This is a genomic window from Pedobacter sp. 01N416, from assembly GCF_056399685.1.
This window is the reverse complement of sequence record NZ_JBFTRT010000226.1, coordinates 1-7605: the sequence shown is the minus strand read 5'-3', so window position 1 is coordinate 7605 and position 7605 is coordinate 1. Positions and strand designations below refer to the sequence as shown.

Genomic DNA, 7605 nt, shown 5'->3' with positions numbered 1-7605 from the left:
GCCTTACGCTTTAATTTCACTAACAAACCCTACAAAGCGCAAGTCGGTGCCAATGTATCTCAAATGCATTATGCAAAAAAAGGCATCATTACGGCCGAAATGGAATATATCGCCATTAGGGAAAACCAACAGATCGAACTGTTAAATGCGCAATTGGGCGATCAGCACGATGTAATGAACCACCAGCACCAAGGCAATAACTTTGGCGCAAATACACCAAAAGGCTACATCACACCCGAATTTGTAAGGGCAGAGGTAGCAGCTGGCAGGGCGGTAATTCCCTGCAATATCAATCACCCCGAACTCGAGCCCATGATTATTGGCCGAAACTTTCTGGTAAAAATTAACGCCAATATCGGTAACTCGGCCGTAACCTCTACCATCGAAGAAGAAGTAGAAAAAGCCGTTTGGGCCTGCCGTTGGGGGGCCGATACCATTATGGATTTATCAACAGGGAAAAATATCCACGAAACCCGCGAATGGATTATCCGCAATTCGCCTGTGCCCATTGGTACCGTTCCTATTTATCAGGCTCTAGAAAAAGTAAACGGAAAAGCCGAAGACCTCACCTGGGAAATCTTCCACGATACTTTAATTGAGCAGGCCGAACAGGGCGTAGATTATTTTACCATCCATGCCGGTGTACTGCTCCGTTATGTGCCTTTAACCGCTAAAAGGATTACAGGTATTGTTTCGCGTGGCGGATCCATTATGGCCAAATGGTGCCTAGCCCATCACAAAGAAAACTTTCTGTACACCCATTTTGAGGAGATCTGCGAAATTATGAAAGCGTATGATGTGGCCTTTTCGTTAGGTGATGGTTTAAGGCCTGGCTGTATTGCCGATGCAAATGATGCTGCACAGTTTTCGGAGCTCGAAACGCTTGGCGAACTCACTAAAATAGCCTGGAAACACGATGTACAAACGATTATAGAAGGTCCTGGGCATGTACCCATGCACCTGATTAAAGCCAATATGGAAAAACAGCTCGACCATTGTGGTGAAGCGCCATTTTACACTTTAGGCCCTTTAACTATCGATATTGCGCCAGGTTACGACCACATTACCTCAGCCATTGGCGCTGCCATGATCGGCTGGTTTGGCACAGCGATGCTCTGTTATGTAACCCCTAAAGAACACTTGGGCCTGCCAAACAAAAAAGATGTTAAAGACGGTGTAATTACCTATAAAATTGCCGCACATGCAGCCGATTTGGCCAAAGGCCATCCAGGTGCGCAATACCGTGACAATGCTTTAAGCAAGGCCAGGTTCGAATTTAGGTGGGAAGATCAGTTTAACCTCTCACTCGATCCAGATACCGCAAAAGAATTCCACGATGAAACCTTACCTGCAGAGGGTGCCAAGATTGCACATTTCTGTTCCATGTGCGGCCCGAATTTCTGCTCGATGAAAATTACGCAGGATGTGAGGGARTATGCCGCAAAACAAGGTGTGGAAGCAGAGGCGGCTTTAGCACAGGGCATGCAGGAAAAATCGAAAGAGTTTACCCAAAAAGGAAGCGAAATTTATTCTTAAACCGCTATGGAATTGATTGTAATTGCCAAGCCTACTATTTTTAAAGAAGAATGTCATCTTGTAAACCAGCTTTTCGAAGCCGGTTTACAGATTTTCCATTTGCGCAAGGAAAATGCCGATGAGGCCGGTTACCGTAAAATTGTGGAAGGGATTTTACCGGAATACCATCCCCGCATTGCTTTACACTATTTCCATGCGCTGGCAAACGATTATAACATTAATAGAATCCACCATACTGAAAGCTTTAGAAAAAATATTACGCCTAATACCCCGCCGCCACAAAAGCATATATGGAGCACATCTATTCATCAGTTATCAGCTATAGATCGCATTAGGCCATACCAGTACAGTTTTTATGGCCCGGTATTCAACAGCCTTTCCAAGCCAGGTTACATGGGGGTTATTCCTCCAGGTTTTCATTTAAACAAGCCTAACAGCAATACAAAATTAATCGCTTTGGGTGGTATTGGCTTCAACCAGATCGATCAGGTAAAAGAAATGAATTTCGATGGTATTGCGCTATTGGGCTGCATCTGGAACGATCCCGCTCAAGCTTTAATCAATTTTAAAAAAGCACAGCAACATTGCCTTGCTTACCATCAACCGTTTTAAAAACATCGCTATGATTTACCCATTACAATATATTTCGCAAGCACCCCGAACAGGTACCCATTTAGATGCCATTGAGCAGGTGCTCCAAGCTGGCGGAAAGTGGATCCAGCTGCGCATTAAAAACCAGGCCGAAGCCGAAATCCTGCCTTTTGCAAAAGCCGCGCAGGCGTTATGCGAAAAGTATGGTGCCAAACTTATCGTAAACGATTTTCCGCACCTGGCAAAAGCCGTAAATAGTTATGGCGTACACCTGGGCCTGCAGGATATGCCCATTTCCGAAGCCAGAAAAATTATCGGCAAACACCAGATTATCGGCGGTACAGCGAATACCTTCGAGCACATTTTGCAAAGGGTAGCAGAGGGTGCCGAGTATATTGGCCTTGGGCCCTTTAGGTTTACCCGGACCAAAGAAAACCTGAGCCCGGTTGTGGGCTTAGCGGGCTACCACAAACTAATGGAAAAAGTACGAAAAGCTGGAATTAACACCCCCATTATTGCCATAGGTGGCATTGAAGCAGCTGATATTCCTGCTATACTCGAAACTGGGATTTACGGAATCGCCATCTCGGCAGCGCTCACCAACCAAACACAAACGGCTGCGGTTATTGAAGAAATCAACAGCAAGTTCAGTATTCATTCGATTTAAAAATTACAGATATGTTAACCATAGCAGATCAAACCTTTAGCTCTCGTCTCTTTACCGGTACCGGAAAATTCAGTTCTGCCAAAGAGATGGAAAGTGCCTTAATTGCCTCGGCCTCCGAACTGGTTACCGTAGCGCTCAAACGTGTAGATTTAAAAGGCAAGGACGACGATATCCTTCATCACCTTAAATATCCGCACATCAATTTATTGCCCAATACCTCTGGTGTGCGCAATGCAAAAGAAGCCGTTTTTGCCGCTCAGCTGGCACGCGAAGCCTTAGAAACCAACTGGATCAAACTGGAAATCCATCCAGATCCGAAATACCTCATGCCAGATCCGATCGAAACCTTAAAAGCCACTGAAGAGCTGGTTAAACTCGGTTTTGTGGTTTTGCCTTATATCCATGCCGACCCGGTTTTATGTAAACGTTTGGAAGATGTGGGCACGGCAGCAGTAATGCCGCTGGGCTCCCCAATTGGCAGTAACAAGGGATTAAGAACGATCGATTTTTTAGAGATTATCATCAGCCAGAGCAGGGTCCCGGTAATTATTGATGCCGGGATAGGTGCGCCATCTGATGCAGCCAAAGCCATGGAAATTGGTGCTGATGCCGTTCTGGTGAACACCGCCATTGCCATAGCCAAAGATCCAACCAATATGGCTATTGCCTTTAAAATGGCTGTAGAAGCTGGCAGAATGGCTTTCGAGTCTAAACTAGGTGCTCAAACACACTATGCTGCAGCAAGCAGTCCACTAACCGCATTTTTAGATGAAGAGCTTTAACGAGGTATTCGAATCCCACAATTGGGACGATACTAAAGCCAGTATTTACGATAAAACAGCTGCAGATGTAGAACGGGCATTGCGCAATACTCAGCGCGATCTGGAAGATTTTAAAGCACTTATTTCTCCCGCAGCGCTGCCTTATCTCGAAGATATGGCGCAGCTTAGCCAGCGATTAACTTTAGACCGTTTCGGCCGGGTAATCCAGATGTATATCCCGCTTTACCTTTCCAACGAGTGCAATAATATCTGTACCTATTGTGGTTTCAGTTATGACAATAAAGTAAGGCGCAGAACGCTCAACCCAATGGAAATTATGCAGGAAGTTGCGGTAATTAAAGGAATGGGTTACGACCATGTTTTACTCGTTACCGGCGAAGCCAACCAGAGTGTGCACACCGATTACTTTAAAAAAGTATTAGACCTCATCAGCCCACATTTTGCCCATATATCCATGGAGGTGCAGCCTTTGGATGTAGCCGACTACGAAACCCTTATTCCGCACGGGTTAAATACCGTACTGGTTTACCAGGAAACCTACCACCAGGATGATTACCGGAAACACCATCCAAAAGGCAAAAAATCAAACTTTCTGTACCGCTTAGAAACGCCTGACCGTTTGGGGCAGGCCGGGATCCATAAAATGGGGCTTGGCGTATTAATCGGACTGGAAGACTGGCGTACAGATTCATTTTTTACGGCCCTGCACCTCTCTTACCTCGAAAAACAATATTGGCAAAGTAAATTCAGCATTTCTTTCCCCAGGCTGCGCCCCTTTAGCGGCGGTTTAGAACCTAAAGTAGTGATGAACGATAAGGAATTGGTGCAACTGATCTGTGCTTACCGCTTATTCAACAGTGAAGTAGAGCTGTCTATTTCTACCCGCGAAACCGTAGCTTTCAGAAACCAGGTGATTAAGTTGGGTATTACCGCTATTAGTGCCGGTTCTAAAACCAATCCAGGTGGTTACCAGGTAGAACCGCAATCTTTAGAGCAGTTCGAAATATCTGACGAGCGCTCGGCGCAGGAAATTGCAGCCATGATCAGAAAACAGGGTTATGAGCCCATTTGGAAAGATTGGGATATGAGTTTGATCCAAAAATCATGTTAATAAAAGAAGAACTGAACCGTTACAACCGGCAGATGATCCTGCCCGAACTGGGCCCCGCCGGACAGGAAAAGCTAAAAGCCGCCAAAGTATTGGTTATCGGCGCAGGTGGTTTGGGTTGCCCGGTATTGCAGTATTTGGCCGCAGCAGGCATAGGAACAATCGGCATTGTAGATGATGATGTGGTAGAATTGAGCAACCTGCACCGGCAAATTTTATATAACCATACCGATATTGGGCAACCTAAAGCAAAAATTGCCGCAGCAAAACTCCAATTGCTTAATCCGCATGTGGGCTTCAGCGCCTATCACGAACGTTTTAGGGCCGATAATGCGGTAAATATTTGCGAGGATTATGATCTGGTAGTCGATTGCTCGGATAATTTTACCACCCGCTACCTGGTGAACGATACCTGTGTGGCTTTAGGCAAAACACTTATTTTCGGTTCTATTTTACAGTTTGAAGGCCAGGTTGCGGTATTTAACCACCAGGGCGGTGCAAACTATAGAGACCTCTATACAGCACCACCAACTGAAAATATTAACTGTGTAGAGGGCGGGGTAATCGGCATTTTACCTGGCCTAATAGGCCTGTATATGGCCAATGAGGCCCTAAAATTAATCTGCGGCTTTGGCGAAATACTTGCAGGCAAACTGATGACTGTTAATGCATTGAACAATGCCCTGCTGGTATTTAAAATTGCCTCAAAAAAACCAACCGATACCGCAAAACCAGCGCCTGCCAAACCCGATAAAGCGCTACCAGAAATCGATAGCACAACATTAGATCGCTGGCTGGAAACCAATGCTGATGAAGTTTTTTTAATTGATGTACGCGAAAGCTACGAACATGAAGACGGCAATATTGGAGGCATCAACCTTTCACTGTACGAACTCAGGGAGTCGCTTGCAGCTATCCCAAAAAACAAAAAAGTAGTGTGTTATTGCCAAACCGGGCAAAGAAGCAAAATGGCAGTGCAGTTATTGGCGGGGGTTTATGAAGGAGAAGTATATAGTTTGAAGGAGGGGATGTAGTTCAGTTGAGAAAAGTCGTCATCTCGACGAAAGCAACGCGGAGCGGAGAGATCTTTAAACTAGAACTAATTTTTAACCACAGAGGGCACAAAGAAAGGCACAGAGGCCAGCAGAGCTGGGGATAAAGTTTTTTAATATATAAGTCTCTTCTAGGACGCTACCATTGCCAGGCTCCAATAGAAAAGTCGTCATCTCGACCAAAGCAACGCGGAGCGGAGAGATCTTTAAACTAGAACTAAAATTTTTAACCACAGAGGGCACAAAGAAAGGCACAGAGGCCAGCAGAGCTGGGGGTAAAGTTTTTTAATATATAAGTCTCTTCTATTACACTACCATTGCCAGGCTCCAATAGAAAGCTCGTCGTTTATCATATCTAAAAAACCATGTCATTCATATTGATTTTTATGAAATAAATTAACTCTCAAAATGACAAAACTGAAAAAAGCGCCCGTCATTTAACCACAAAGGCGCAAAGCAGGCGGAACTGGCTCATCATTTGGCGCGTCGCTTTTAAGGAATTTCACTAAAAATCGATAGAGAAACCTCCGCCAAGAACAAAACCTTTATCGAAATTTGGTGGAAGCTCGCCTGCAGTATACTTGATCGCAATCTTGGTTTTAGTGCCCGGACCTAAATTAATTTTAAGCAGCTTTTCTATCCTGATCATGTAAAAGTAATTCCAGTCTTTACCTGCGTTTTTCAACAATAAATTACGGTCGAGGTCGTAATACGAATCGAATAAAAAGGCGATCCGCTCATTTCCAGAAAGTATACCCGTTTCCCATTCAGCTTTAAGGTTTAACCTGTTCATAAATTTCGAGTCTTCAAGCAAAGGGGCAAGGCTGGTTTTATTCGCGCCGGTTACGTAATCATAACCGACAGATAAATCCAACTGCCTGGGATTGTTGTTTTTTGCCGCCCTTAACAAACCAAAAGGAAAATCGAGGATCGAACTCAGGTAAGAAGTGGAAACAGCAAGCTGCGGGCCAAATGCGAAATCGTAATTCCTGAAATCCTGGGTGGTTTCATGTTTCGCATGCAGGTTAAACGATAGCCACAAGGGCGAAGCTACCTGTGCGGCCTGATCACGTATTTGTTGAACAAGAGGGTCTTTTCCAGGAGGTAGTTCTGGGTCATCATCTGCCAGTGGATCTATCGTGCTACGCGGCCCAAGGTCTTTGCCTTTTACGTGAAACAGGGGCTGCCCCTCCAATTTAATTTCTGAAATYAGGCTGCTGTTTTTGTTTTTATCCTCAGCAACGGTTACAAAACCCCTACTGCCTAATGATAGGTTAAGTTTATTAATTTTAGCCGGATCCTTGCCCAATAGTTTTTTATCCAGTTGAAACTGATAATCGATCCCGAATGATCCTTTTTCCGGATCGATAAATTTAAGGTCAAGCTTTAGCCCGTATTTATCGAACACTTTAAACGAACCCGACGCTTCTACCATACTTTTTTTTGCCGTGGTATCCGCACCAGTTGTTTGTGCAACTGCCAGGCTTCCAAAACCCAGGCAGGAGATCAATAATAGCGCCCTTTTCATTTTCCTATCGCTTTAGCGCTAAGCTTATCACTTGGAAAAACAGCCTTATCAGCCCAGGTGTTTATCATCGCTTCGTTGGTCTGCGTATCTTTATCCAGGTCGACCAGGATATCTTCAAGCGCCAGCGAAACATTATAATGGGCTAAAATCTGGTTAAAATTATAGGCAAACCTGATTTTTGATCTTTTAATGGCATCAGGATCTATCCCCCAATTCATATCCTTTACCTTAGCCGCTAAAAATTCATCCCAGGCATCAAATGGATTTACATCATCAAGCGGATTATCTGATACACCAAAATAAGTGCGCTTAATGAAACGTCTTTTCTTTTCCGTTAATTC

The 7605-nt window shown here is 44.5% G+C and carries 8 protein-coding genes; 6 read left to right on the top strand and 2 right to left on the bottom strand.

The genetic code is table 11. The annotated features are described in order from the left end of the window. The 6 genes from thiC to moeB all read left to right on the top strand — a co-directional run. Positions 1-1536, top strand: a 1536-nt coding sequence (thiC, locus tag AC1DND_RS13955) for a phosphomethylpyrimidine synthase ThiC (RefSeq protein ID WP_477582428.1), incomplete at its 5' end; no start/stop codon positions are given. Positions 1537-1542: 6 nt separating this feature from the next. Further along, positions 1543-2148 (top strand): thiamine phosphate synthase, encoded by a 606-nt coding sequence (locus AC1DND_RS13950; RefSeq protein ID WP_477582426.1) that lies wholly within the window; start codon positions 1543-1545, stop codon positions 2146-2148. 10 nt (positions 2149-2158) lie between these two features. Beyond that, the gene (locus AC1DND_RS13945) at positions 2159-2794 is read left to right on the top strand and encodes a thiamine phosphate synthase (RefSeq protein WP_477582424.1); all 636 of its coding nucleotides are present in this window, start codon (positions 2159-2161) and stop codon (positions 2792-2794) included. Between the two features lie 11 nt (positions 2795-2805). After that, positions 2806-3576: a thiazole synthase gene (locus AC1DND_RS13940; protein ID WP_477582422.1), complete on the top strand. Its 771-nt coding sequence runs from the start codon at positions 2806-2808 to the stop codon at positions 3574-3576. Continuing rightward, complete coding sequence (thiH, locus tag AC1DND_RS13935; RefSeq protein WP_477582421.1) at positions 3563-4687, top strand: 2-iminoacetate synthase ThiH; 1125 nt, start codon at positions 3563-3565, stop codon at positions 4685-4687. Before AC1DND_RS13940 ends, thiH begins: the two co-directional genes overlap by 14 nt. Further along, on the top strand, positions 4681-5718 hold the full coding sequence (moeB, locus tag AC1DND_RS13930) for a molybdopterin-synthase adenylyltransferase MoeB (protein WP_477582419.1): 1038 nt from the start codon (positions 4681-4683) through the stop codon (positions 5716-5718). The genes thiH and moeB overlap by 7 nt, the downstream gene beginning before the upstream one ends. 523 nt (positions 5719-6241) lie before the next feature. On the opposite strand, the gene AC1DND_RS13925 is transcribed toward moeB, so the two are convergent. Beyond that, a complete protein-coding gene (locus AC1DND_RS13925; RefSeq protein ID WP_477582417.1) occupies positions 6242-7264 on the bottom strand; it encodes a hypothetical protein in 1023 nt (340 codons plus the stop codon). Then, positions 7261-7605 (bottom strand): hypothetical protein (locus tag AC1DND_RS13920; RefSeq protein ID WP_477582416.1); only part of this gene is annotated, 345 nt, incomplete at its 5' end. The genes AC1DND_RS13920 and AC1DND_RS13925, both read right to left, overlap by 4 nt.